The organism is Thermoactinomyces sp. FSL K6-2592 (assembly GCF_038006465.1).
In the GTDB taxonomy this organism is placed as follows: Bacteria; Bacillota; Bacilli; order Thermoactinomycetales; family Thermoactinomycetaceae; genus Thermoactinomyces; species Thermoactinomyces vulgaris.
In genome coordinates, this window is sequence record NZ_JBBOVH010000003.1 from 113,341 (window position 1) to 136,004 (window position 22,664).

Annotated in this window: 22 protein-coding genes and 12 tRNA genes; 4 read left to right on the forward strand and 30 right to left on the reverse strand. The window is 49.0% G+C overall.

The features are described 5' to 3' along the window. Positions 1–13 precede the first annotated feature (13 nt). Positions 14–598 (reverse strand): 5-formyltetrahydrofolate cyclo-ligase, encoded by a 585-nt coding sequence (locus NYE37_RS13280; protein ID WP_037998281.1) that lies wholly within the window; start codon positions 596–598, stop codon positions 14–16. A gap of 94 nt (positions 599–692) precedes the next feature. Between NYE37_RS13280 and NYE37_RS13285 the strand changes: the two genes are divergently transcribed. Then, positions 693–2,681, forward strand: a complete 1,989-nt coding sequence (locus tag NYE37_RS13285; protein WP_231564652.1) for an ABC-F family ATP-binding cassette domain-containing protein — start codon at positions 693–695, stop codon at positions 2,679–2,681. Positions 2,682–2,723: 42 nt separating this feature from the next. Here NYE37_RS13285 and NYE37_RS13290 read toward each other — a convergent pair whose 3' ends face one another. The 23 genes from NYE37_RS13290 to NYE37_RS13400 form a co-directional block, all read right to left on the reverse strand. Beyond that, the gene (locus NYE37_RS13290) at positions 2,724–3,677 is read right to left on the reverse strand and encodes a 5-oxoprolinase subunit C family protein (protein ID WP_340712080.1); all 954 of its coding nucleotides are present in this window, start codon (positions 3,675–3,677) and stop codon (positions 2,724–2,726) included. Then, positions 3,670–4,473 (reverse strand): LamB/YcsF family protein, encoded by an 804-nt coding sequence (locus NYE37_RS13295; RefSeq protein ID WP_052186916.1) that lies wholly within the window; start codon positions 4,471–4,473, stop codon positions 3,670–3,672. Before NYE37_RS13295 ends, NYE37_RS13290 begins: the two co-directional genes overlap by 8 nt. Beyond that, positions 4,430–5,182 (reverse strand): 5-oxoprolinase subunit PxpB, encoded by a 753-nt coding sequence (gene pxpB, locus NYE37_RS13300; protein ID WP_069201568.1) that lies wholly within the window; start codon positions 5,180–5,182, stop codon positions 4,430–4,432. Before pxpB ends, NYE37_RS13295 begins: the two co-directional genes overlap by 44 nt. Positions 5,183–5,332: 150 nt before the next feature. Beyond that, a complete protein-coding gene (tsaD, locus tag NYE37_RS13305; protein WP_340712081.1) occupies positions 5,333–6,358 on the reverse strand; it encodes a tRNA (adenosine(37)-N6)-threonylcarbamoyltransferase complex transferase subunit TsaD in 1,026 nt (341 codons plus the stop codon). After that, the gene (rimI, locus tag NYE37_RS13310; protein ID WP_037998146.1) at positions 6,321–6,818 is read right to left on the reverse strand and encodes a ribosomal protein S18-alanine N-acetyltransferase; all 498 of its coding nucleotides are present in this window, start codon (positions 6,816–6,818) and stop codon (positions 6,321–6,323) included. Before rimI ends, tsaD begins: the two co-directional genes overlap by 38 nt. Then, positions 6,811–7,536 carry a tRNA (adenosine(37)-N6)-threonylcarbamoyltransferase complex dimerization subunit type 1 TsaB gene (tsaB, locus tag NYE37_RS13315; protein WP_131470881.1) on the reverse strand — a complete coding sequence of 242 codons (726 nt, stop codon included), beginning with the start codon at positions 7,534–7,536 and terminating at the stop codon, positions 6,811–6,813. Before tsaB ends, rimI begins: the two co-directional genes overlap by 8 nt. Beyond that, the gene (gene tsaE, locus NYE37_RS13320; protein ID WP_037998151.1) at positions 7,533–7,991 is read right to left on the reverse strand and encodes a tRNA (adenosine(37)-N6)-threonylcarbamoyltransferase complex ATPase subunit type 1 TsaE; all 459 of its coding nucleotides are present in this window, start codon (positions 7,989–7,991) and stop codon (positions 7,533–7,535) included. The genes tsaB and tsaE overlap by 4 nt, the downstream gene beginning before the upstream one ends. A gap of 5 nt (positions 7,992–7,996) precedes the next feature. Continuing rightward, a complete protein-coding gene (gene thiL / locus NYE37_RS13325; RefSeq protein ID WP_037998141.1) occupies positions 7,997–8,995 on the reverse strand; it encodes a thiamine-phosphate kinase in 999 nt (332 codons plus the stop codon). 75 nt (positions 8,996–9,070) lie between these two features. Then, positions 9,071–9,144 (reverse strand) — tRNA-Gly (locus NYE37_RS13330). An 11-nt stretch (positions 9,145–9,155) separates the two neighbouring features. Next, positions 9,156–9,232, reverse strand: a tRNA-Pro gene (locus NYE37_RS13335). An 18-nt stretch (positions 9,233–9,250) separates the two neighbouring features. Further along, positions 9,251–9,337, reverse strand: a tRNA-Leu gene (locus tag NYE37_RS13340). A 12-nt stretch (positions 9,338–9,349) separates the two neighbouring features. Then, a tRNA-Leu gene (locus NYE37_RS13345) sits at positions 9,350–9,434 on the reverse strand. 154 nt (positions 9,435–9,588) lie between these two features. Continuing rightward, positions 9,589–9,664 (reverse strand) — tRNA-Lys (locus tag NYE37_RS13350). Between the two features lie 10 nt (positions 9,665–9,674). Next, a tRNA-Gln gene (locus tag NYE37_RS13355) sits at positions 9,675–9,749 on the reverse strand. 4 nt (positions 9,750–9,753) lie between these two features. After that, positions 9,754–9,829, reverse strand: a tRNA-His gene (locus NYE37_RS13360). Between the two features lie 12 nt (positions 9,830–9,841). Further along, positions 9,842–9,918: transfer RNA gene (locus tag NYE37_RS13365), tRNA-Asp, on the reverse strand. A 17-nt stretch (positions 9,919–9,935) separates the two neighbouring features. Beyond that, positions 9,936–10,011: transfer RNA gene (locus NYE37_RS13370), tRNA-Val, on the reverse strand. A 4-nt stretch (positions 10,012–10,015) separates the two neighbouring features. Beyond that, a tRNA-Glu gene (locus NYE37_RS13375) sits at positions 10,016–10,092 on the reverse strand. A 7-nt stretch (positions 10,093–10,099) separates the two neighbouring features. Then, positions 10,100–10,193 (reverse strand) — tRNA-Ser (locus tag NYE37_RS13380). A 3-nt stretch (positions 10,194–10,196) separates the two neighbouring features. Continuing rightward, positions 10,197–10,271 (reverse strand) — tRNA-Asn (locus tag NYE37_RS13385). A 28-nt stretch (positions 10,272–10,299) separates the two neighbouring features. After that, positions 10,300–10,464, reverse strand: a complete 165-nt coding sequence (locus NYE37_RS13390; RefSeq protein WP_156097777.1) for a hypothetical protein — start codon at positions 10,462–10,464, stop codon at positions 10,300–10,302. Further along, positions 10,464–11,168, reverse strand: coding sequence for a Bax inhibitor-1/YccA family protein (locus NYE37_RS13395; RefSeq protein WP_231564650.1), 705 nt, complete (start codon positions 11,166–11,168; stop codon positions 10,464–10,466). The genes NYE37_RS13390 and NYE37_RS13395 overlap by 1 nt, the downstream gene beginning before the upstream one ends. Before the next feature lie 116 nt (positions 11,169–11,284). Then, a complete protein-coding gene (locus NYE37_RS13400; protein ID WP_037998138.1) occupies positions 11,285–11,614 on the reverse strand; it encodes a hypothetical protein in 330 nt (109 codons plus the stop codon). A 131-nt stretch (positions 11,615–11,745) separates the two neighbouring features. Here NYE37_RS13400 and NYE37_RS13405 point away from each other — a divergent pair, with 131 nt between their 5' ends. After that, positions 11,746–12,774 carry a ThiF family adenylyltransferase gene (locus NYE37_RS13405; protein ID WP_240790236.1) on the forward strand — a complete coding sequence of 343 codons (1,029 nt, stop codon included), beginning with the start codon at positions 11,746–11,748 and terminating at the stop codon, positions 12,772–12,774. Positions 12,775–12,799: 25 nt separating this feature from the next. Here NYE37_RS13405 and NYE37_RS13410 read toward each other — a convergent pair whose 3' ends face one another. Next, positions 12,800–13,702: an NAD(P)-dependent oxidoreductase gene (locus NYE37_RS13410; RefSeq protein ID WP_037998135.1), complete on the reverse strand. Its 903-nt coding sequence runs from the start codon at positions 13,700–13,702 to the stop codon at positions 12,800–12,802. Between the two features lie 128 nt (positions 13,703–13,830). On the opposite strand from NYE37_RS13410, the gene cmpA reads away from it, so the two are divergent. Next, on the forward strand, positions 13,831–13,965 hold the full coding sequence (gene cmpA, locus NYE37_RS13415; RefSeq protein WP_121874494.1) for a cortex morphogenetic protein CmpA: 135 nt from the start codon (positions 13,831–13,833) through the stop codon (positions 13,963–13,965). Positions 13,966–14,000: 35 nt separating this feature from the next. Here cmpA and NYE37_RS13420 read toward each other — a convergent pair whose 3' ends face one another. The 5 genes from NYE37_RS13420 to NYE37_RS13440 form a co-directional block, all read right to left on the reverse strand. Beyond that, complete coding sequence (locus NYE37_RS13420) at positions 14,001–16,142, reverse strand: Tex family protein (protein WP_198051101.1); 2,142 nt, start codon at positions 16,140–16,142, stop codon at positions 14,001–14,003. A 326-nt stretch (positions 16,143–16,468) separates the two neighbouring features. Then, positions 16,469–17,443, reverse strand: a complete 975-nt coding sequence (locus NYE37_RS13425) for a hypothetical protein (protein ID WP_231855205.1) — start codon at positions 17,441–17,443, stop codon at positions 16,469–16,471. A gap of 74 nt (positions 17,444–17,517) precedes the next feature. Next, complete coding sequence (locus tag NYE37_RS13430; RefSeq protein ID WP_340712082.1) at positions 17,518–18,744, reverse strand: HAMP domain-containing sensor histidine kinase; 1,227 nt, start codon at positions 18,742–18,744, stop codon at positions 17,518–17,520. A gap of 196 nt (positions 18,745–18,940) precedes the next feature. After that, positions 18,941–19,666, reverse strand: a complete 726-nt coding sequence (locus tag NYE37_RS13435; protein ID WP_037998069.1) for a response regulator transcription factor — start codon at positions 19,664–19,666, stop codon at positions 18,941–18,943. A gap of 319 nt (positions 19,667–19,985) precedes the next feature. After that, positions 19,986–20,546, reverse strand: coding sequence for a class I SAM-dependent methyltransferase (locus tag NYE37_RS13440; protein ID WP_062843381.1), 561 nt, complete (start codon positions 20,544–20,546; stop codon positions 19,986–19,988). 688 nt (positions 20,547–21,234) lie between these two features. Between NYE37_RS13440 and NYE37_RS13445 the strand changes: the two genes are divergently transcribed. Next, complete coding sequence (locus tag NYE37_RS13445) at positions 21,235–22,515, forward strand: Glu/Leu/Phe/Val family dehydrogenase (protein WP_198248833.1); 1,281 nt, start codon at positions 21,235–21,237, stop codon at positions 22,513–22,515. Positions 22,516–22,664 lie beyond the last annotated feature (149 nt).

The window sequence follows — 22,664 nt, forward strand, 5'->3', positions numbered from 1 at the left end:
AAATTCGGGTGGTTCACTTAATTTTTAACCGGGTGAATTCCAATATTTTCCGTGGGGAAACCAACCAGTCCATCCTGCAATCATGAGGTTCTGCCTTCACATCATTTACAATTTGTTCATCATAAGCGACGCCCATACGGACCGCTCCGGGGTGCCGGGATAAAAACCGGTCATAATATCCGCCGCCGTATCCCAGGCGAAACCCTGAAACATCGAAGCCGACGCCCGGTACGATCACCAATTCCACTTTCTGAACGACAATCTCCTGACAAAGGGATGCGTCCGGTTCCAAAATGCCGTAGGCTCCTTCGGTCAAATCCTTCAATCCCCGAATCCGGAAGCAACGGATGGACTTCTTTTCTTTTTCGGTTTTTGGCAAAATCACCCGTTTGCCGGATGAAAGCGCTTCTTTCAGGGCAGGCAAAACATCCGCTTCACCACGAACCGGCATATAAAACATCACCGTCTTTGCCTGCTTGTAAGCCGGATGGCCCGTCACCTTCCGGCAGATAATATCAGAACATTCTTTCTTATATGCAGAAGAAAGACGGCTGCGGACTTCAAGCAAATGCCGGCGCAGTTCCTTTTTATTTTTCATGTTATTCATTCCTTCAAGGCAATGAAAAAACAGTGATTGATTCTTACATTATAACCTTTCTTTTTTCAATAATCCACCGGAGATAAGGGCCGCCATGAATAATTTGCCCTGCGGCAAAGACTCGATTACACTGGACATGAGCGAGGTGGACCGAATGCTGTTACAAGCGAAAAACATAGAAAAAACATTTGGAGGAAACATCATTTTTCAAAATGTGGACCTGAAAATCAATGAAGGTGAACATATCGGACTCATCGGCCCGAACGGCGCCGGCAAATCCACGCTTTTAAGAATTTTGATCCGGGAACTGCTTCCCGATGAAGGCGAAATCCATCTTTCCAAAAAAGCCAGAGTCGGCTATTTGGCGCAAAACAGCGGACTTCAGTCTGAAAAAACGGTCTGGGATGAACTTTTGCTCCCGTTTCAAGAACTGATCGGGATGGAAAAGCAGCTCCGCCTGTTGGAAACGGAAATGGGCAAAGAAGAAGTATACACCCGGCCGGACATCTATGAAAAGACGTTGGAAAAATATTCCTCATTGCAATCCGCATTCGAAGAAAAAGGCGGATATGCTTATGAAGCCAAAATCCGGAGAGCTTTAACCGGATTGGGAATGGGCGGCATTGACTGGAAAGCGACACCGGTCCAATCCTTGAGCGGAGGGCAAAAAACCCGGGTGGCGCTGGCCAAATTGCTTTTGGAAGAACCGGATTTACTCATCCTGGATGAGCCGACCAACTATCTGGACATGGACGCGATGTCCTGGTTGGAGCAAATGCTCGCCAATTACCCGGGGGCTTTGCTTTTGGTTTCCCACGACCGGTATTTTCTCGACCGTCTGGTCACCATCATCTATGAACTGGAACACCATCAGATCACCCGGTATGTGGGGAATTATTCTTCCTATGTGAAACAGAAAGAAGCGAGATGGGAACAACAACAAAAACTATATGAAAAGCAACAAGCCGAAATCAAAAGGATGGAAGAATTCATCGAGCGAAACATCGCCCGGGCTTCCACCACCAAGCGGGCACAAAGCCGCCGCAAAGCGCTGGAAAAAATGGAACGCATCGAACCGCCATCCCCGCGCCCGCGCAAAGCGGCCATCCGGTTTGAACCGGCCGTCCGAAGCGGCAAAGAGATTTTGGAAGTCAAAAATTTAACCATCGGATACGAAAAGCCGCTCATCCAAAACCTCGACTTCCGCATCGAACGGGGAGAACACATTGCACTGATCGGTCCGAACGGGCTGGGAAAATCAACATTGTTAAAAACCATCGCCGGCAAGCTTCCTCCGCTCAGCGGGACGTGGAAGTGGGGAACGCAAGTGGAAATGGACTATTATGACCAGGAACAACAAGAGTTGAATCCGGATCTTTCAGTGATTGACGAATTGTGGAATGATCACCCACGCCTGGATCAGACCACCATCCGTTCAGCACTCGGGCAGTTTCTGTTTTACGGGGACCATGTTTTTAAAAAGGTGAGCAGTTTGAGCGGCGGGGAAAAAGCGCGCCTTTCCTTATGTAAACGCATGTTAAACCAGGCAAATTTTTTGCTGATGGATGAACCGACCAACCATTTGGATATGCCCAGCAAAGAACGGTTGGAGCAAGCCTTGGAAGAATTTCCGGGAACCCTGCTGTTCATTTCGCACGACCGGTATTTCATCCGGCGCCTGGCCACCCGCATCTGGGAATTGACCCCCGACGGCATACGGGATTATCAGGGGAATTATGATTGGTACTTGGAGAAAAAGGCATTGGAGCAATTTGAAGACAAAACCGCCCCTCCCGCGCAGGGCACTTCATCCGCCCCTTCGCGGACTGAAGCAGATGCCTACCGGAAGCGGGAAAAAGAAAAGCAACGCAAACAAAAACAACGCCGGCAGAAGTTGGAACGGCTGGAACAAGAAATCGAACAACTGGAATCAAAAATTGAAGAGATTCACGCCAAGTTGTGCGATCCAGAAATTTATAACGATCCGTCCGCCAGTGCGCCTTTGCAACAGGAACTGGCAAAGCTGGAAGAAAAATTGGAGGAAACCACCAATGAATGGGCGGACTTGGCGGATGAATCTTAGTCAAACAACGGTTGCGGCTGCCATCTGAAAAAGATGGCAGCCTCATTTTTGGTTATGGGCGCTTAATTGTTTTAAAAAGCGGACTTGTTCCACCAACGCTTCCCTCGCTTCCCCAAGGGACACGGGGCAAAAACGGATCCGGTCGCCCGGCATAAACTGGGCGATCTTCGTGAAATCCGCACGAATCACCGTCGCAATTTGTGTGTAACCGCCGGTCGTCTGGCGATCGGCCAACAGAATAAAGGGCTGTCCGTCCGCCGGAACTTGAATGGATCCAAACGTGACCCCGGCGGATATGATATCCGCTCCGTTTTTGTGTTCCACCGGCTCACCCAAACATTGAAGGCCCATGCGGTTCATCCGGTGAGAACATTGGAATGTGGCGGAAGTAAACCGTTCTTTTCCTTTTTGGGTGAAGGCATCATCATGCGGACCGAAAACCACCCGGACTTTTTCCGGTTCTTTCTTTTTTTTCTTTCGGAACCACACCGGCGAAAGCCTTCGCCCCTTTAAAACCGAAGGATCCATCCTCTTTTCCCCCACTTTCAGCTTGTCCCCTTTTTTAAGAGCCCGTCCGCCGGTTCCGCCGATTCCGGCGATGAGATCCGTGGACGCACTCTTTAACACTTCGGGCACATCAATTCCTCCGGACACGGTGAGATAACAGCGGGCACCATCCGGTTTTCCTTTCAGGGAGAGCAGACTTCCTTCCGGCCACAAAAAGACGGTTCCAAGCGGCATGTCCTTCCCGTCCAGCTTGGCCGAAAAATCCGCCCCGGTCAGGGTGGCCGCCAATGTTTCATGCGCACGGAAAACCGCTCCGATCAGGTTCATCTCAATGCCGGGGGCATCGGGATGATTTCCGACCAACAAATTTCCGGTGTTTAACGAAAAACGGTCCACGGCCCCACCGACCGTCACGCCCCATGCCTGGTAACCCGTTCTTCCCCCGTCTTGCACCGTGGTCAAGAGTCCCGGATCCACCACTTCAATCATCCAAACGTTCCCCTGCCGGACGAAGCACAATCCCCTCGTCCTCCAATTGTTTGCGCAAACGGGATACGAAAAAAACCGCCCCCGGATGGTCGCCGTGCACACAGATTGTATCCGCTCTTAACGGAACAGCGGTTCCTTCGACCGTGGTCACCATTCCGTCTTTCACCATGGAAATCACTTGCCGGGCGGCTGAACGGATGTCATGGATCACGGCTTTCGGATGGCGGCGGGGGGTTAACGATCCGTCCGGCTGGTAAGTGCGGTCGGCAAATCCTTCTTCGGCCACTGTCAATCCGGCCCGTCGTCCGGCTTTGACCAGTTCGCTTCCGGACAGTGCAAACAAGATCAACTGCTTGTCCAAATCGCGGACGGCTTCGGCAATCGCCCGGGCCAGTTCGGGTTGGACGGTGGCAAGATTGTACAACGCTCCGTGGGGTTTCACATGTCTCACCCGAACCCCTTCCACATCGGCAAATGCTTTTAATGCCCCCACCTGATAAATCACCATATGGTACACCTCGTCTGCCGACATCTTCAACTCACGCCGCCCGAATCCCATCAAATCGGGAAATCCCGGATGCGCCCCCAGGGACACGCCGTATTGTTTGGCCAGTTTGACGCTGTGATACATGGTTTCCGGATCTCCGGCGTGATAACCGCAGGCCACGTTGCAGGAAGTAATCCACTTCATGATTTCTTCATCGTTTCCCAGACGGTAATGCCCGAAACTTTCCCCCAGATCACAATTTAAGTCAACGGATGCTTGACGATTCACTTCCCTTCCCTCCTTTGACATAACGAATTTCAACGGGAATTTCCCCATGATTGCATTTCTCTTTGATGGCGTGGTACACTGGCTCGTCAATGGGGACAAATTGCACCAGGTCCCCGGCGCGCAATAACGATGGAGGAGATTGATCCGGGAGAAACAAAGGCAGCGGCGTCCTGCCGATGATCCTCCAACCGCCCGGCACCTCCAGTGGATAAACGCCGGTTTGTTCGCCGGCAATCCCGACGGAACCGGCCGGAATTTTCGGGCGGGGCGAATCCCGCCTCGGCATCGCGATCCGGGAAGACATCCCTCCCAAATAAGCGAACCCCGGAACAAATCCGATCATATAGACAAGGTAAGTTCCGCCGGCATGAATCCGGATCACCTCTTTGGCATCCATCCGACAGAAGCGGGCCAGTTCCTCCAAATCGGGGCCAAATTCCCCTCCATAACAAACCGGGATTCCGATCATCCGCACCCGATCTTGCCCGTCGCCCGCGGATTCGGCGGAAAAATCCGCCAACTTTGATTGAAGTTCAAAAGAGGATAATAAAAATGGATCAAAATGAATGGTCACCCCTGTATACGAAGGAACCCATTCCACCACCCCGTTGATCTTTTGTTGCTCAAGCCATTTGCAAAAAGCCAGCACCTTCCGGTGAACGGCCGGATCAATCCGATCCCCCAGTTCAACAATCAGGGCTTGTTCTCCCAAGCATCGAAACCGGATCATGTTCCCCCTCCCTGACCAGTCTTCATCTGACTTCGTAATTTATTTTAATTTTAACATAATTTTACCTAAAATCTGATTATTCTTATCCTTATCTTTAAAATAAAAAAACCAATGTCGTCGGACATTGGTCAGTCTTCTTTTTGTCTATATTTAGTTTTCCCCAATCAGCGGGAGGTTGGCATCGGCATTTAAGGTTAAACCGGCCGTTTTCCCGTCCATCAGCTGATAGGTTCCCGCCGCAGCAATCATGGCCGCATTATCCGTACAAAGTTCCAACGGAGGCATTTGAAACCGGATGCCTTCTTGTCCGGCCCGCTCCTGCAAACGTTTCCGCAAGCCTTTGTTGGCCGAAACCCCGCCGGCGAGCAACAAATGTTTCGCTCCGGTTTGATGAACCGCCCGCATCGCCTTTTCAATCAACACCTCGAGCACCGCTTCCTGGAAGCTGGCCGCCAAATTGGCTTCATTGATTTCTTCCCCTCGTTGCTTGGCGTTGTTCACCAAATTCATGACAGCCGATTTCAACCCGCTAAAGCTGAAATCCAAAGAATCCGGTTCCAGCCAGGCCCGCGGCAGATCATATTCAGGCGTTCCCATTGCCGCCAGACGGTCGATGTGCGGCCCTCCCGGATAAGGGAGATTCATCAACCGCGCCACTTTGTCAAACGCTTCCCCGGCGGCGTCATCCCTTGTTTTTCCCAAAAGCTGAAACCGATTGTGTTCTTCCATGTAGATCAATTCCGTATGTCCGCCGGAGACCACCAGTGCGACCAACGGGAAGGAGAGCGGTTGCACCAGGTGATTGGCATAAATGTGCCCTGCAATATGGTGCACCGGGATCAACGGTTTTCCGGTGGCAAACGATAACGCTTTGGCTGCAGCCACCCCGATCAACAGCGCCCCGACCAACCCCGGGCCCTGGGTCACGGCAATCCCGTCCACTTCCTCCATGCTGACCTTGGCATCATGCAAAGCTTTTTCAATAATCAACGTGATCCGTTCCACATGGCGTCTGGAAGCCACTTCCGGCACCACGCCGCCAAATTTGCGGTGGATGTCCATCTGTGATGAAATCACATTGGATAACACAATGGTTCCGTTTTCCACGACGGCGGCGGATGTTTCATCACAACTTGTCTCAATTCCCAGAATGATGGTCCTTCTGTTCTCGTTCATTTAATGTCACCCACATAATCATCGCATCTTCTTTATTGTCAGTATAATAGCCTTTTCGAATTCCCGAGCGGACAAATCCCAGTTTCTCATACATTTTTTTGGCCACTTCATTGGATACCCGCACTTCCAAGGTCATTTTTTCCGCACCCAATTTTTTCGCCAAATCCATCACATAACTCAACGTCGCTTCACCAATCCCTCTGCCCCGGTAATCCGGGTGAATGGCGATGTTGGTAATGTGCGCCTCATCCAAAATCAGCCAGAACCCGCAGTAGCCGATCACTTTCTCATCGTACGTGGCAACGGTGTAGTAAGCAAACTGGTTAAACATCAACTCATTATAAAACGCCTTGCGCGGCCAAGGGGTGGGAAATGAGCTTTTCTCCACCAATTCAATCTGCGGCAAATCCATGATTTCCATCGGACGAAAAGCCACCGGACCCAGCGATTGTTTAGCCATTCTCCCCTTCCTTCCGTTGTTTTTTTAACCAATTGGCCTCGGCTTCGGTCATCTGCAAATACTCCGGGGAGAAATCCGGTGGTTCCGGTTGTTCTTGCCGGCTCCATTTTTGATAAGCCAACCAGGCCAACGATGCCGGGCGGGGAATGTTCTCCTGCGGGGTGCCGAAACATGCCTGTTTGCCGAGCGTGGACCGGATTTCTTCTTCAAAGCGAACCACGTCATCCCCCAAAAACAAAACCGGTTCGCCGGATTCTTTCAATTGTTGTAACCAAGCATTCAAGGTAATCACTTGCTGGGGCAATTTTTCACGGATTTCATGGTTGTCCATCCGAAATGCCCCGGTATAAACCCTGCGCCGACGCGCATCAAACATGGGAACCACCCATCCGTCAAAACGGGCACCGTTTAACGCCAACACCGCCAAGCTGGACGCACTGTAAAGCGGAATTTGTCTTGCCCAGGACATGGCCTTGGCGGTGGTCACTCCGATGCGAATGCCGGTGTAAGAACCCGGTCCCCGTGTCACCGCCAAATGGGTGAGATCATCCACGGCGAGATCCAGGTCGTTTAACAGCTGCTCAATGGTGGGCATTAAGCGGACCGAATGGTTCTTGTGTAAATTGGTCACCGTCTCTCCCAAAATTTTTTGGTTTTCCAGATCCATCACGGCCACACCCATCACCAGCGTGGAGGTATCCATGGCGATTAATTTCATCGGGCTGCCAACTCCTTCATCAATGAATTCCAACGCGAATCTTTGGATCGAATCCGGATGCTCCTCCGGTCCGGCTTTACCGTCAAAAACATCCACAACGTGGAATCCGGCAGGAGCGGCTTTACATGGGATGCCCATTCCACCAGACAAACCCCGTCCCCGTAAAAATACTCTTCCAATCCCAACTCTTCTTCCGGGGAATCAATGCGGTACACATCCATGTGATAAAGGGGAAGCGTTCCTTCATATTCTTTGATAATGGTAAAGGTCGGGCTGTCCACCGGTCCCGAAATCCCCAGCGCTTTGGCAATCCCTTGGGCAAGTGTCGTTTTGCCGGCTCCCAAATCCCCCTCCAGCGCAATGACATCCCCGGGTTTCAAATACCGTGCAATGGTTCGGGCCAATGCCTTCGTCTCTTCTTCGCTGAACGTGTCAACCGTGCATTCTTTTTCCACAAATATCACCTGTTTGCAAAATGATTGTAACCGGATTTCTCCACTTTCAACCTTTGTTTATCCACTATTTTTTCAACACCGGGTTCCCCGGATTCCACCTGTCCGATGGCAGCGATTTTCCAATTTCTTCTCTTTGCCTCCCATTCAAAAGCCTCCCAGTGCTGGAACGGAACGGTTCCCAACAATTGAAAATCCTCTCCTCCGCTCCATACCCACTGATACGGATCTTGCCCGGAACTTTCCGCATAAGAGAGCAAAGCCGGGGACAAAGGGATTTTGTCTTCTTCAATCACAATCTTGACGCCGCTGGCTTCGGCAATTTCCCAAGCTTCCCGCGCCAGCCCGTCACTGATGTCATTCAGGGACACGCGGCTGTAAAAAGGAGAATCCGAGAGCCAAGGTCCGATTTGCAGCGGGGGATCAGGGCGACGGTGCGCCTCAATCAACAGCTTCTCCCCGTCAGAAGCTGCCCGGTTCTTCAACAACAAATCCAATCCTGCCGCAGAATCCCCCAAAGTGCCCGTGACAAACAAAATATCCCCCGGTTTTGCCGCCGAACGCCGGAGCGCACGCCCTTTCTCCACTTCCCCCGTCAAGGTCAACGTGAGGGTCAAAGGTCCGTCGGTACGGGTCGTGTCCCCGCCGATCAGGGCCACTTTGATTTCTTCTGCATACGCATACAATCCCTCGTAAATTTGGAGCAATTCGTCTTCCTGCCATCCATCCGGAACCGATGCACTGATCAGGGCATAAACCGGCACCCCGCCCATCGCATTGATGTCACTTGCATTGACGGCAAGCAGTTTGCGCCCGATTTCCTTAAATGAAAGGGTATCCCTGCGAAAATGAACGGTTTCCACCATCGTATCACAAGTCAAGACCATGGAATTTCCGGAAAGAGGTTGGACAACCGCCGCATCATCCCCGATATCCACTTCGATGTGCCTGTCGGGAGTCGGACGCCGGCTCAACCAAGACCGAATGAGCGCAAATTCGTCTTGCACCTTGAATCTCTCCTTTGACGGTAAAAAAATAAGGATCGCAGCAGTCACCGCGATCCGTGTTTCTCATCTCTATTTTGGAGCGGGTGAAGGGAATCGAACCCTCGCATTCGGCTTGGAAGGCCGATGTTCTACCACTGAACTACACCCGCAAATATAAAAATGGTCGGGGTGACAGGATTTGAACCTGCGACCTCCTCGTCCCGAACGAGGCGCTCTGCCAAGCTGAGCCACACCCCGATATAAGAATTCTTTGCTTGGTGCGGTCGGCGAGACTCGAACTCGCACGGCCAAAGGGCCACTACCCCCTCAAGATAGCGTGTCTGCCAATTCCACCACGACCGCCCGGTTGACGTTTGGTGCGGGTGGAGGGAGTTGAACCCCCACGCCCGAAGGCGCTAGAACCTAAATCTAGTGCGTCTGCCAATTCCGCCACACCCGCATGACTGCTATTACGCACTGTCAGCTCTCATATCGACAAAAAACAGAATAACATGCTTTCGGGATAAAGTCAATAGAAAATTTATTTTTTATCGCATGTCCATTCATCATGAAAGCCTCCTCAGTGAAAACCCCACCAAGGAGGCCAAACACTGTGGTGAGCCATGAAGGACTCGAACCTTCGACACCCTGATTAAAAGTCAGGTGCTCTACCAACTGAGCTAATGGCTCAAATTTGAAATGGCTGGGGAAGCAGGATTCGAACCTGCGCATCACGGAGTCAAAGTCCGTTGCCTTACCGCTTGGCTATTCCCCATCAATGGGGCGACCGGTGGGAATCGAACCCACGAATGCCGGAGCCACAATCCGGTGCGTTAACCACTTCGCCACGGCCGCCACGCATAAAATTGGCGGAGCTGACGGGATTCGAACCCGCGATCTCCTGCGTGACAGGCAGGCATGTTAGGCCTCTACACCACAGCTCCGCATCATCATATGGAAATGGTGGACGCTGACGGGATCGAACCGCCGACCCTCTGCTTGTAAGGCAGATGCTCTCCCAGCTGAGCTAAGCGTCCGTTTTGGTGACCCGTAGGGGATTCGAACCCCTGCATGCCAGCGTGAAAGGCTGGTGTGTTAAACCGCTTCACCAACGGGCCACGTGAATGGCGGAGAGAGAGGGATTCGAACCCTCGCGGGGCCAGTAAGACCCCCTAACGGTTTAGCAAACCGTCCTCTTCAGCCACTTGAGTATCTCTCCGCGTGGCTCCTCAGGCAGGACTCGAACCTGCAACCTACCGGTTAACAGCCGGGCGCTCTACCATTGAGCTACTGAGGATCATCAACAAGAGACGGATTGTATTATATCAAATCCCCAGCCAAATGGCAAGAGATTTTTTTATTTTTCTTTCGTCCTCATCAGTGACAATTAATAAATTACCACGCTCCACATCTTTCGTCAAGAGTTTTTTTAAAAAAATAATTTTTATTTTACAGCCCTCCCGCTTTCGCAAGAGGGCCTTTGTTGCCATCAGTCATCACTGCTTAAGATCGACAAAAGGTTTTTAAAGATGATGATAAAATCAAGGTACAACATCAGCGCGCCGAAAATGGCCAATTTGGTTGCCGTTTTTTCATCATATGCCCTTTCGCTCATTCTTTTGATGTTTTGAATGTCATAAGCCGTGACAATACAAAAGACCAAAACCAAGAGATAAGAAATCACCAGTTCCACAACGGAGCTTTTCAGGAAGAACAAATTGACCAGTGACGCCAAAACGAGGCCGATCGCCGCCATAATGGCAATAGAACCGATTTTGGTCAAATTGATTTTGGTCACATAACCGATGAACGCAAACAAACCAAACATCCCGGCCGCAATGAGAAATGCCGTCCCGACCAGGGCCAAACCAAACTGCGCCAGGATCAATGTGAAGGTAACCCCGTTTAAAGCGGCATAGAGAAAGAAAGCGAAGGTGGCCATAAACGGAGTCAGCTTGTGAAGAAGCGCAGACAATCCGAACACCACAATTAATTCGGCAATCAAAATCCCCCAGAAAACTCCGGGAGTGGAAGCCAAAAAGAACGGCACATCCGGATTGCTGTACAAAGCCATCGCGATAATCGCGGTCATGGACAAACCGGCAAACATCCAGGAAAACACACGTTGCATCAACCGTTGTTGAATTTGTACCGCAGTGGTTTCATTCATACCGGGAAAACGGGTTTGTTCCACGGAAATCCCCCTCATCTTGATCTTTATCAAAAAATTAGTATATTTCCAATCCCCCATAAAATCAAGCCGGCTCCCCCGGCAAAGAAAGCAAGGATCCCGTTCTTTCCCGTCAGGATTTACCGGATCACCCCGATTTCCCGCAATTGCTCCCGGGTCTTTTCGGTTCCCAATTGGTAAATCATTTGGTAGATCCTGTTGATTTCTCTGTCTTCTTCCGCATTTTCCGCCGCTTCATTATCCAAAAACGGAACATGGGCTTTGGCGAAAAACTGCAACTCCGTTTCCTGGGCCTCGGCAAATAACTTTTCCAACTGCTCAACCTCTTGCGGGGTGGCTTCAATCTCATATTGGAAAACAGGGCTGTTTTCATCTTTTTGTGCCTGTATTTCGCCCGTGTGCGTTCCGAACTCAAGCGATACATAGTATTTTCTTTTTTCCTGCTCCACCTGATCACCTCCTCTCTTTTTCACTGTTTCCTTTTCTCTAAACATTGATGCACCCAAACTCTCCATTCTCAGTTTCATCCTTCTGTGAGAAAATAAGGATATGCGAAAATCAAAGGAGGAACATCAGGAAAGTGGACCAGCAACGATACTCCAGACAAATTCTTTTTGCCCCGATCGGTGAAGAAGGACAAAAAAAATTGTCCCAAGCCCGTGTGGCCGTCGTGGGAATGGGGGCGCTCGGCACCGCCCTTTCCAACCACATGGCCCGGGCCGGCGTCAAATTCTTGCGCCTGATCGACAGGGATTTTGTCGAAGCGAGCAATTTACAACGGCAAATGCTTTATGACGAAACCGATGCCCGGCAACATTTGCCGAAGGTGATCGCTGCCAAAAACAAATTGCAAGCCATCCGTTCCGATCTCGAACTGGAAGCGCACATCGCCGATCTGACCTGGCGCAATGCGGAAGAATTGTTGTCCGATGTGGACCTGATTTTGGACGGAACGGATAACTTTCAAGTGCGTTATCTCATCAATGACTTGAGCATCAAACATCAAATCCCCTGGATCTACGGAGGCGTCGTCGGTTCCCGGGGAATGTCCTTTACGATCCGGCCGGGAAAAACGCCTTGCTTGCGTTGCATCTTTCCGGAAACGCCTGCTCCGGGAGCCGCGGAAACTTGTGACACCGCTGGCGTCATCGGTCCGGCCGTGCAAGTGATTACCGCTTTTCAAGGGGCGGAAGCGATCAAACTGTTGACCGGAAATGAAGAGGCTTGTGAAACGCACCTGCGCCATATCGACTTGTGGTCCAACCATTTTCAATCCTTGGATGTCAGCCATCAAAAAGACGAAGACTGCCCGGCATGCGGCCGCAAACAATGGGATTTCCTTCATCCGGCCCGCAAAGACCCGCAAGAAGTATCCATGTGCGGAAGACAGTCGGTGCAAATCACGCTTTCCCAACCTCTGGATCTGGACATTCTGGAAAGCCGGCTGCAAAAAGTGGGAAAGACCAACAGAAATCCCTTTTTGTTAAAAGCAGATCTGTCTGAAGACGGGCACGAATTGGCCATCTTTCCGGACGGGCGCATCTTGGTGCAAGGAACCACGGACATTCAGACGGCCAAAGCGGTGGTCGCCCGTTATGTGGGCATTTAAAAAAGGAGCGGATGGATGCCGCTCCTTATTTTTTATCCACTATCTCGACATTCCCCAGCTTTTCCATCACCCGGATCAATGATTGGGTCCCGTCCTCATTTCCTCCATAGGCTTGGACCGAACGGAGAAGTTGTTGAACCACGGCCGTCCCCGGAAGGGGCAATGCCATTTTTTCCGCTTCCTCCAAAACAATCCGCAAATCTTTTTGCTGGAACCGGACCGTGAATCCGGGCGAGAGATCCCCTTTGATCAACCGGGGACCGTAATTGGACAAAGCCCAGGATCCAGCGGCCCCCCGGGTCGTCACCTCCAACATTTTTTCCAAATCCACCCCGGACTTTTTGGCAAACGCAAACGCTTCAACCATGGCCAGCAAGTTCAATCCGCACAAAATCTGGTTGCAGGCTTTGACGGTTTGCCCGGCACCCACGGGCCCGCAATGGGTGATGGAAGACCCCATCGCTTGAAAAACCGGCATCACCCGCTTTACATCTTCTTTTTCTCCGCCAACCATGATCGATAACGTCCCGTTTTTCGCCCCGGTGTCCCCGCCGCTGACGGGGGCATCCATCATGATGATGCCTTTCTTTTTGGCCCGTTCGGCAAAGTCCCGGGTGGCATCGGGAGAGATGGTGCTCATATCGATCCAATAAGTCCCCGGCCGGGCCCCGTGAATCAATCCGTTTTCCCCTTCCGCCACTTGCCGCACGTCATCGGTGTCCCCGACCATGGTGATCACCAAATGGCAGGTTTTGGCCAGCTCTTTGGGAGAAGAAGCGGTTTTTGCCCCCCATTTTTCAGCTTCTTTCACTTTGGACTCCGTCCGGTTCCACACCGTAACGTCAAACCCTGCGCGGTAAAGGTTATAAGCCATTGACCGTCCCATGATCCCCAAACCGATAAAACCGATTTTCCACGATTGATCCATCATCCTCTTCCTTTCTTCGAACCAATATTCACACTTTTTATCTTACAAAATCCGTCCGGGAAGCGGAGCACATCGACCTCATTTTTACATATGTATAAATAAAAGTTTTTTTAGGGGGACCGGAAACAATGCCTAAGTGGCTGATCAAGCAACTCATGCAAGCTTTTTTCAACAAAGACCGCCGGCAAATTATTTTTTTAAACCAATGTTGGTTTGAATACCACAAGCAAGGAAAAATCCGGCTTGATTCGCCACAAGCCTGATTTTTAAAAAAAGCGCCCGCAACCGGGCACTTTTTTCAGCTTAAGGGAACCATGCTCAATCCGACTCTTTCCCGTTCAATATCCACTTCGGCCACCCACACGTCCACAATGTCACCGACCGTGACGACATCCATCGGGTTTTTCACATACTTTTCACTCATTCTCGAGATATGAACCAAACCGTCATTTTTCAGCCCGATATCCACAAAGGCGCCAAAGTCCACAACGTTCCGGACCGTTCCTTTCAAATGCATGCCGGGACTGAGGTCTTCCAGCTTCAACACATCCGAACGGAGAAGCGGTTTCGGCATTTCATCGCGGGGATCCCGACCCGGACGCAACAAAGCTTCAATGATATCCTTTAATGTGGGAACCCCGCAGCCTAACTCAGCGGCCGTTTTTTCGACATCCACTTTTTTTAACATTTCTTTGCATTCATCGGTACCGATTTGTTCCGGCTTTAATCCCGACAGGTTCAAAAGACCTTCTGCAATATGGTAAGACTCGGGGTGAATCGGGGTTTGATCCAGCGGGTTGCTCCCGTCATGAATGCGTAAAAACCCGATGCATTGCTCATATGTTTTGACCCCCAGGCGGGGAACGTCTTTCAACTCGGCGCGATCCATGAAACGGCCTTTTTCTTCTCTTTGTTTCACAATATTTTTGGCAACCGACGTACTGATCCCGGATACATATTGCAAAAGTGACGGGGAAGCGGTGTTGACATCCACCCCCACATAGTTCACGACCGATTCCACCACATTGGCCAAACTGCGGCTCAACTCTTTTTGCGAAACATCATGTTGGTATTGTCCCACGCCCACCGATTTCGGGTCGATTTTCACCAATTCCGCCAAGGGATCTTGAAAGCGGCGGGCAATGGAGACCGCGCTGCGCCGGGCGGCATCCAAATCCGGAAACTCTTCTTTGGCCAATTTGGATGCCGAGTAAACACTTGCTCCCGCTTCATTGACAATCACATAATAAACCGGGCGCGGTGCTTCTTGAATCACTTGGGCGACAAAAGCCTCCGTTTCGCGGGATGCCGTTCCGTTTCCAATGGTAATGACTTCAATCGGATACCGGTCAATCAGCGCCAACACCGTGGCTTTGGCTTCTTCCACCTTTTCCTGGGGCTTGGTCGGGTAGATCACGCCGACTTCGAGCATTTTTCCCGTTTCATCCACCACCGCCCATTTGCAACCGGTACGGTAAGCCGGATCGATCCCCAATACCGTTTTTCCGCGGACCGGCGGCTGCAACAATAAATGCCTCAGGTTTTCGGAAAAAATCTGAATGGCGTGTTCTTCCGCTTCCTCCGTCATCCGGGAACGCACTTCCCGCTCGATGGACGGGGCAATCAGCCGCTTGTAGCTGTCTTGAATCACCGATTCTAAAAAAGGATGGACCGGAATGGAAAACCACCGGGCCAACCGCTCATAAATTTTTTCTTCGTCCACGGTGATCTTGATTTTGAGGATTTCTTCGCGTTCTCCCCGGTTTACCGCCAAGATCCGGTGGGACGGCATCTTATGTACAGGCTCCGAATAATCATAATACATTTCATAAACAGACCGGGTTTCTTTATCTTTGGCGGCGGAAACCAGAATGCCCGTCTTCCAGGTGAATTCGCGCACCCATTTGCGGATCTCCGCATCCTCGGACAATTCCTCCGCCAAAATGTCCATCGCTCCCTGCAACGCTTTTTCTTTTGAATCAATTTCCTTTTCCTCATTGATAAATTGAAGCGCGGCTTCTTCAATCGCAGAAGGATCGGTCGTCTCCGCCATGATGCGCGCCAGAGGTTCCAGCCCTTTTTCACGGGCAATGGACGCTCTGGTTTTTCGCTTCGGCCGATAGGGAAGATACAAATCCTCCACTTCCTGCAACTTGGTCGCCTGCTCAATTTTTTGCCGCAACTCTTCGGTCAACTTTCCTTGTTCGTCAATGAGGCGGATCACTTCTTCTTTGCGGGTGGCAAGTTGCGTTAAATAATGATATCTTTCTTCAATCTGCCGTAATTGTTCTTCGTCCAGTTCCCGGGTCTTCTCTTTGCGGTAACGGGCAATGAAAGGAATGGTGTTTCCTTCTTCCATCAATTGGACAGCAGCTTGCACCTGTTCTGTCAAAATCCCCATCTCTTTGGCGATCAGGGAAAACATCCGTTGTTGATCCATAACTTCTATCACCTGCTTTCTTCCTCTCAAACAAAACCGAGCATTTACGGCCCAACTTTATTTATTGTAACGAAAATGCAACCGGACCGGTCCGCAGCCTGGAACAAAAGATGGAAGATTCGTTGACAAAACAATAAAACGATTTCTCCGGCCCCTGCGGAAATACCTGCCTCAACGGCGGACGACCCCTCCGGGTTTCTTGCCACCCCCGGATAAAATCCATAAAATCCGCCTTCTCCTTCCGGAAAGCCCGATAACGCAAAAACGGCTTCATATGGTTTGGCAAGTCCCATATAAAGCCGTGGCATTGTTTTTTGATCCGGGAATTATTCTTTTGAAGCGCTGTAATCGTTAAAATAAGCGACATTGTCCGAAGCCGTGTCTCCGGAAGATTTTCTCCGGTTGGCATGGAACCAGAGTTTATCCCCGTTGGCAATTCCGACCCCCTCAATCTCGAAAAGATCCGGATATTGACCGGACGTGATGCGGAAAGACAGATCATCATCGGCATGGATCGTGCCGGAAGCCGTGGAGATATTCCGGTAAACGAGGATGATGCTGACGTTCTTGTATTTTTCCACCGTATTGCCAGTCAAAGGGAAATATAATGTATTGTTGTAATAACCGATTCCCTGAGTGGCGAATTCCGTGATTTCTGTAGGGACGGGCTGATGATTGACCAACGCATCTTTAATATTTATTTGAAAAGCCTTGGTCACGTTGATCGTGCCGCTGGTTGCATTCAAAGGAAGTGAACCCCGGTAAAAAGTGGTTCCGGATTTAAAGAGAAAGTGGATGTTGTCGGCATCTTTTCCGGTGATCGCCACTCCCGACATCGCTTTATTTTCGCCATTGTATTTGATGGTGTAGTTTCCGGCTTTATAATACTTCGTCCCTTCATACTTCAGTTTCACCAGACTCATACTGCCGGCTTTCATGGTGACAACAAACATATAATAATTTCCGTTGTTGCTGTGAAGGGCAATGTCATTGGCGTGGCCAAGGTAGTTTGCATAAGTGGTTCCGTTATCCCCGTTCGTCATGAGTGTCGTGGTTCCGTCACTCATTCTCGTCCGGTAAATCACCGCCTTGGTTTCATCATTGTTGATTTTGATGGAATAGGTGTAAGTCGATCCCACGGCAAATCCTTGCGCGGCGTAACAACTGTTGGCATTGCCGAGAAGCGAAACGGTGGTATACGTGTTGTAATAAGCAGCCCCGGCCGTGTCCGGAAGCAGGATCGAAACGCACAAGGTAATCACCACAAACATCAGAAAACGCTTCATCTTTCCTGTTTTCATAAAGACCCCCCTTATGAATAATATTCTATGCATTTCTCTAATTCCTCTTTATATTCAAAATAAACAAACGATATTTACTCTGCAGGAAGACGAATATGAAACCGGATCATCCCCTCCCTTTGACAGGCTTGAATCGTTCCTTGATGCATTTCCACAATCCGCTTCACGATTGCCAACCCCAATCCCGATCCGCCTTTGGACCTGGAGGGATCCCCCGTGACAAACATCCCGAACAGTTGTTGAAACGTGTCCGGATCGACCGGTTCAGCCGGATTCCCGATTTCGATCACCGCTTTCTTTTCTTGTTGATGTGTCATGATTTCCAAAAACCCCGGCCTCTTTGCATAGCGAACGGCATTTTGAATGAGATTGTCAAACAACGGCACCATCAAAAGCGGATCTCCTTTGACCCGCAGTTCCCCGTTGCATAACATCTTTTTTATTTCCAAGTCATTCTGCTCCCTCAACATGAATGATTCTTCCAATAACTGTTCCAACAAAGTATTTAAGGATATGGTTTCTTTTTGGATTTGGATTTGATCATGCGTCAACCTGGCATAATCAAACAAGTCATCGATCATTTGTTTCATCTTTTCAGCTTTTGAAAGGGCGATCTTAACAGATGAAACCAAATCTTCTTTTTTCATGTCTGAATGGTCCTGCACGAATCTCAAATAGCCGATGACAGAAGTCAGAGGAGTCCGAAGGTCATGGGAAATGCCGGTGATGAGTCCGGTGCGTTCCCGCTCCGCTTTTTGTTCTTGCTCCCGGTTTTTTTCCAATTGTTCCGCCATCCGGTTCACATGAACCGCCATCGAGGCAACTTCATCCCGTCCCGTCTCTTGCAAACGACAGCTGAAGTTCCCTGCTGCAATCTCATTCATTCCTTGAACAACCATTTTTATCTGCTTTAATTTCTTATTTGTCAGAAGGAAATAAACCATGATAAAGATAAGAACAGCGGTAAGCGACGTCAGGACAGAATTAACTCTTTGATAAGCCCCGGTGACCGGACGATCCTTCTTGCCGGCAATAAAATAAACATCCTTATTCTTTAACGAAAAAGGGTACAATGCAACAATTTCTCTTGATCCCAAGTCATGACGGACGGCTTCTTCTTGTCGGGCCATCTTCATCTGTATTTGATAAAGATCCACTTTGGTTTCCGAAACATTTCCCGAATGATAAAGAACATCCCCTTCCTTGCTTACAATCATCAGCTTCATGCCTGTTTTTTTCATTTGCCGGTTTAAGGAATGATTGATTTCATCCGGTTGCATTTGTTGAATGACGGGAGCCAAACCTTTGATCCTTTGTTGTAATCCAAAGTTAGACGGATAAGTATAATAGGGTTCAGTCGTATAAAAAATATATTTTGTGAATCCAAATGAAAGCCATGCACAAACCGCGCTTATCAGGACCATCCCGATCATTTGGATCCTGAAACTGCCCGCAATCCTTTGGTACAAATATAGAAAAGCTTGAGGGATCCACTTTTTAACCACGGGAATCCCGGGCCGGTGATGACTGAACTTTATAACCAACCCCCCATACTGTTTGAATCACCATTGGCCGTTTGGGATCCAGTTCAACCTTTTCCCGAATCTTTCGAATATGAACCATAATGGTGTTATTGGATGTCAACATCGGTTCATTCCATACCCTTTCATAAATTTGTTCAGCGGTAAAAACCACTCCGGGATGGCGGGCCAGCAAAACCAAGATATCAAATTCTCTGGGGGTGAGCCGGACTTCTTTTTCATTGGCAAAAACTTGTCTTGAAAGCAGATGGATGGTCAGATGCTGAACCGTAATCACATCATCTTGACGGAAACTTTTCGTATCAAAATGAAGATACCTTCGCAAATGAGCTTTGATCCGGGCCACCAGCTCCAATGGATTGAAAGGTTTGGTCACATAATCGTCGGCCCCGATACTCAACCCCTGAATTTTATCCAAGTCATTCGTTTTCGCAGTCAGCATGATAATCGGCATCCAGTATTTTTCCCGTATGCGGATACAGGCTTCCAACCCGTCCATTTCCGGCATCATCAAGTCCAACACCATTAAGTCAATGGCATGGGAATCGGCCAACTGCAATGCTTCCTTTCCATTGGTCGCCTGTAAAATGCGATATCCTTCGTTGTGTAAATAAAGTTGCATGAACTGTCGGATTTCTTGATCATCATCGACGAGCAGAATCACCGGTTGATCATTTCTCATCGTGTTTTTCCAACCGCCTTTTTCTTTGAGTTTGAACCATCCAAGTGTCAAGTGCCAAAAAAACAGCACAGCGCTTGCAGGAAGAGATGAAACTTTCCATGAACACCCCCTCAAACAGGGCATCATCTGTCGAGGAAAACCGTTCCCCGCATTCTGTCAGATCCTTTTTCCAACGGCCCCCAAATTCTCCCCTGTGACCCGGTGACAATCCGAAAAAACACGCTCCCCGGCCATAACAGAAAAAAACAGAGCAGCATGATCTTATTCAACACCCAACCCCCAATAAATCACTTCTCTTGGATCCAATAAATCCTCCTCCTTATTTTGAACATACATAAACAAAACCAGGGGGCAAATTCGCGGGTACAAACCGCACTTCCACTTTTCCGAAACAACTTCTGAGCATTGGCAACATGTGCAAAGAATATTGATAAGCCACAAACACCCCGTTACAAGACAATACTTTCTGTATTTCATCCAATATCTTCAAGCAATCTTGTTTGGAAAAATTGGCAAAAGGCAACGAAGAAACCACACAATCCGCCTCATTCATTCCCTGCAGGCGTAATTCCTGTTTCAGATTTCTTGCATCACAACAGTGAACAAACCTTGGAAATTGATTTTTTAAATACCGGCGGAGTTCAGGATCCAGTTCAAAAGTGATCACCCGGCAGGAATGATTCACCCGGTTTGCAATTTCCCGGGTCACAACTCCGGTTCCCGCTCCCAATTCCAATACCGTTTTGGTTTGGTCCCAATTTACCGGTTTCAACAAGGAATTGACAAGATACTTGGAACTCGGGGTGATACTGCCGATGGTTCTTGGCGAAGACATGAATTTCGAGAAAAAAAGGATTCTTTGCATGAGCGATTGCATCATTTCGCATCCCCTTTTTGTGAATTTGAATACAAGATAAATCATGATTCTTAAAATAAATAAAGCTTTTTTCTTATCATTTCCTTAAGAAACATTTTCTTGCGCAAAGCCCCTTCTTCGTCAGCTTGTCCCAACCAATCATCTTAATATTCTTAAAAAACGAAGATGAAACGCCTTCGTTCCTTTATGCCGGACAATGTTAAAAAGGGAGAAGCCATTATGAACAGGCAAGTCCCCTTTTGAAACAGGAGATTGTTCAACTCAGCACATACCAATGATAGCGCATTCATAAATAAAATTTATCATTTTAAAACAAAACTCATAAAAATACAAATCAATTAAAAAATCATACGGACTGAAATTCATTTTTCATTCGAACCGGCTCTTTCATAAAACTGCTTTTTTTAAAGACCAAAACAAAGGAAATATGTGGTAAACGCTGTGATGCTTATAACTTCTGGTTTTGGAAAACATTAATAAACGGGTTCTCTCGTGCAATCCTTTGCTTGAAAAAGAAAAATTATACAATTAGAAATTAAGTGTGGAAGAAACCCATGGATGTTTGGTAAACTATTTTATATAAATATTTATTCATTTTGATTAATAGAATGTTATTAATTCTATTAATCAAAAAATTTATTATCTAAAAGTTTTTTGTGAACAATTTTACTAATGAAAGGATGATTCAACATTGCCAGTATCCACCGTTACGTCTGACAAACTTGAGTCTTTGAATCCGTATGAAATTGTTCAGATTCAGATTGATCAAGCTGGCAAGAAGCTGGGGGTTTCCGAGGATATTCTTAATATTCTTAAAAAGCCGAAACGCGTTTTGAGTGTCTCCTTCCCCGTCAAAATGGATGATGGTTCCATCCGTGTCTTTGAAGGATTCCGCTCCCAGCACACCGATGCCATGGGGCCGACCAAAGGGGGCATCCGCTTTCATCCCGATGTCACGATGGATGAAGTCAAAGCTTTGTCCATGTGGATGAGTTTCAAATGTGCGGTGACCGATGTTCCTTATGGCGGCGGAAAAGGAGGCGTCATCTGCAATCCGCGCAAGTTGAGCAAAGGTGAGATTGAGCGTGTCAGCCGCGGCTTCATTGAAGCCATTGCCGATATCGTCGGGCCGGAAAAAGACATTCCTGCTCCCGATGTCTATACCAATGCCCAAACCATGGGTTGGATGATGGATACTTACAGCCGGATGAAAGGAAAATTCAGCCCCGGAGTCATCACCGGAAAACCCCTCAGCCTGGGCGGATCCAAAGGACGCAATGAAGCAACGGCAAGAGGTTGTGCCTTTGCCATTGAGCAGGCAATGGAAAAGTTAAACAACCCCCTCCAAGGCGCCACTGTGGCGGTGCAAGGATTCGGAAATGCCGGCCGCATCGTTGCCGATTTGTTGGCCGAAAAAGGTTGCAAAATTGTTGCCGTCAGTGACACCTCGGGCGCCATTTACCAAAAAGACGGTTTAAACCTTCAAGAAGTCAAAAAATTGAAGGATGACAAAAACAGCAAAATCACCGATCTCCCCGATGCACAGATCCTCGAAAATCCGGAAGAAATCTTGGAATTGGATGTGGACATTCTCGTTCCGGCCGCACTGGAAAATGTGATTACCCGCAAAAACGCTGATCGCATCCAAGCCAAGGTTGTCGCCGAAGCAGCCAACGGACCGACAACCCCCAAAGCTGACGAAGTTTTATTCAAAAAAGGAGTGCATTTGATCCCCGACATTCTGGCCAATGCCGGAGGAGTCATTGTCTCTTATTTCGAATGGGTGCAAAACCTGATGCATTATTATTGGACCGAAGAAGAAGTCAACAGCAAACTGAAAGAAAAAATCGTGCGTTCTTACAATGAGGTCTACGATCTTGCCCAAAAAGAAAACACGGATCTGCGCACGGCAGCATATATGGTGGCCATCAAACGGATTACGGAAGCCATTGAAGCCAGAGGCTGGATCTGATCAAGCGTTCTCTCCTTCCCTCTTTTGAAAGCGGGAACCGGTCATTCCTCACGCTTCATCCCTCTGTCTGTTTCTGAAAAGCACGGCTCCTCCAGGCTCCTCTGATCGAACCCGGAACCTGGAGGAGCATTTTTTGCCCAAAATAAAAA

Coding starts and splice junctions, on each gene's coding strand:
- tsaB (WP_131470881.1), bottom strand. CDS start 7,536: ATGAAATTAATCGCCATGGATACCTCCACGCTGGTGATGGGTGTGGCC.
- NYE37_RS13295 (WP_052186916.1), bottom strand. CDS start 4,473: ATGTCAAAGGAGGGAAGGGAAGTGAATCGTCAAGCATCCGTTGACTTA.
- NYE37_RS13280 (WP_037998281.1), bottom strand. CDS start 598: ATGAAAAATAAAAAGGAACTGCGCCGGCATTTGCTTGAAGTCCGCAGC.
- NYE37_RS13440 (WP_062843381.1), bottom strand. CDS start 20,546: ATGATGCAATCGCTCATGCAAAGAATCCTTTTTTTCTCGAAATTCATG.
- NYE37_RS13410 (WP_037998135.1), bottom strand. CDS start 13,702: ATGGATCAATCGTGGAAAATCGGTTTTATCGGTTTGGGGATCATGGGA.
- NYE37_RS13420 (WP_198051101.1), bottom strand. CDS start 16,142: ATGGATCAACAACGGATGTTTTCCCTGATCGCCAAAGAGATGGGGATT.
- cmpA (WP_121874494.1), top strand. CDS start 13,831: ATGCCTAAGTGGCTGATCAAGCAACTCATGCAAGCTTTTTTCAACAAA.
- rimI (WP_037998146.1), bottom strand. CDS start 6,818: ATGGCTAAACAATCGCTGGGTCCGGTGGCTTTTCGTCCGATGGAAATC.
- NYE37_RS13390 (WP_156097777.1), bottom strand. CDS start 10,464: ATGGCAACAAAGGCCCTCTTGCGAAAGCGGGAGGGCTGTAAAATAAAA.
- tsaD (WP_340712081.1), bottom strand. CDS start 6,358: ATGAACGAGAACAGAAGGACCATCATTCTGGGAATTGAGACAAGTTGT.
- NYE37_RS13290 (WP_340712080.1), bottom strand. CDS start 3,677: ATGATTGAAGTGGTGGATCCGGGACTCTTGACCACGGTGCAAGACGGG.
- pxpB (WP_069201568.1), bottom strand. CDS start 5,182: ATGATCCGGTTTCGATGCTTGGGAGAACAAGCCCTGATTGTTGAACTG.
- NYE37_RS13285 (WP_231564652.1), top strand. CDS start 693: ATGAATAATTTGCCCTGCGGCAAAGACTCGATTACACTGGACATGAGC.
- NYE37_RS13425 (WP_231855205.1), bottom strand. CDS start 17,443: ATGAAAACAGGAAAGATGAAGCGTTTTCTGATGTTTGTGGTGATTACC.
- NYE37_RS13435 (WP_037998069.1), bottom strand. CDS start 19,666: ATGAGAAATGATCAACCGGTGATTCTGCTCGTCGATGATGATCAAGAA.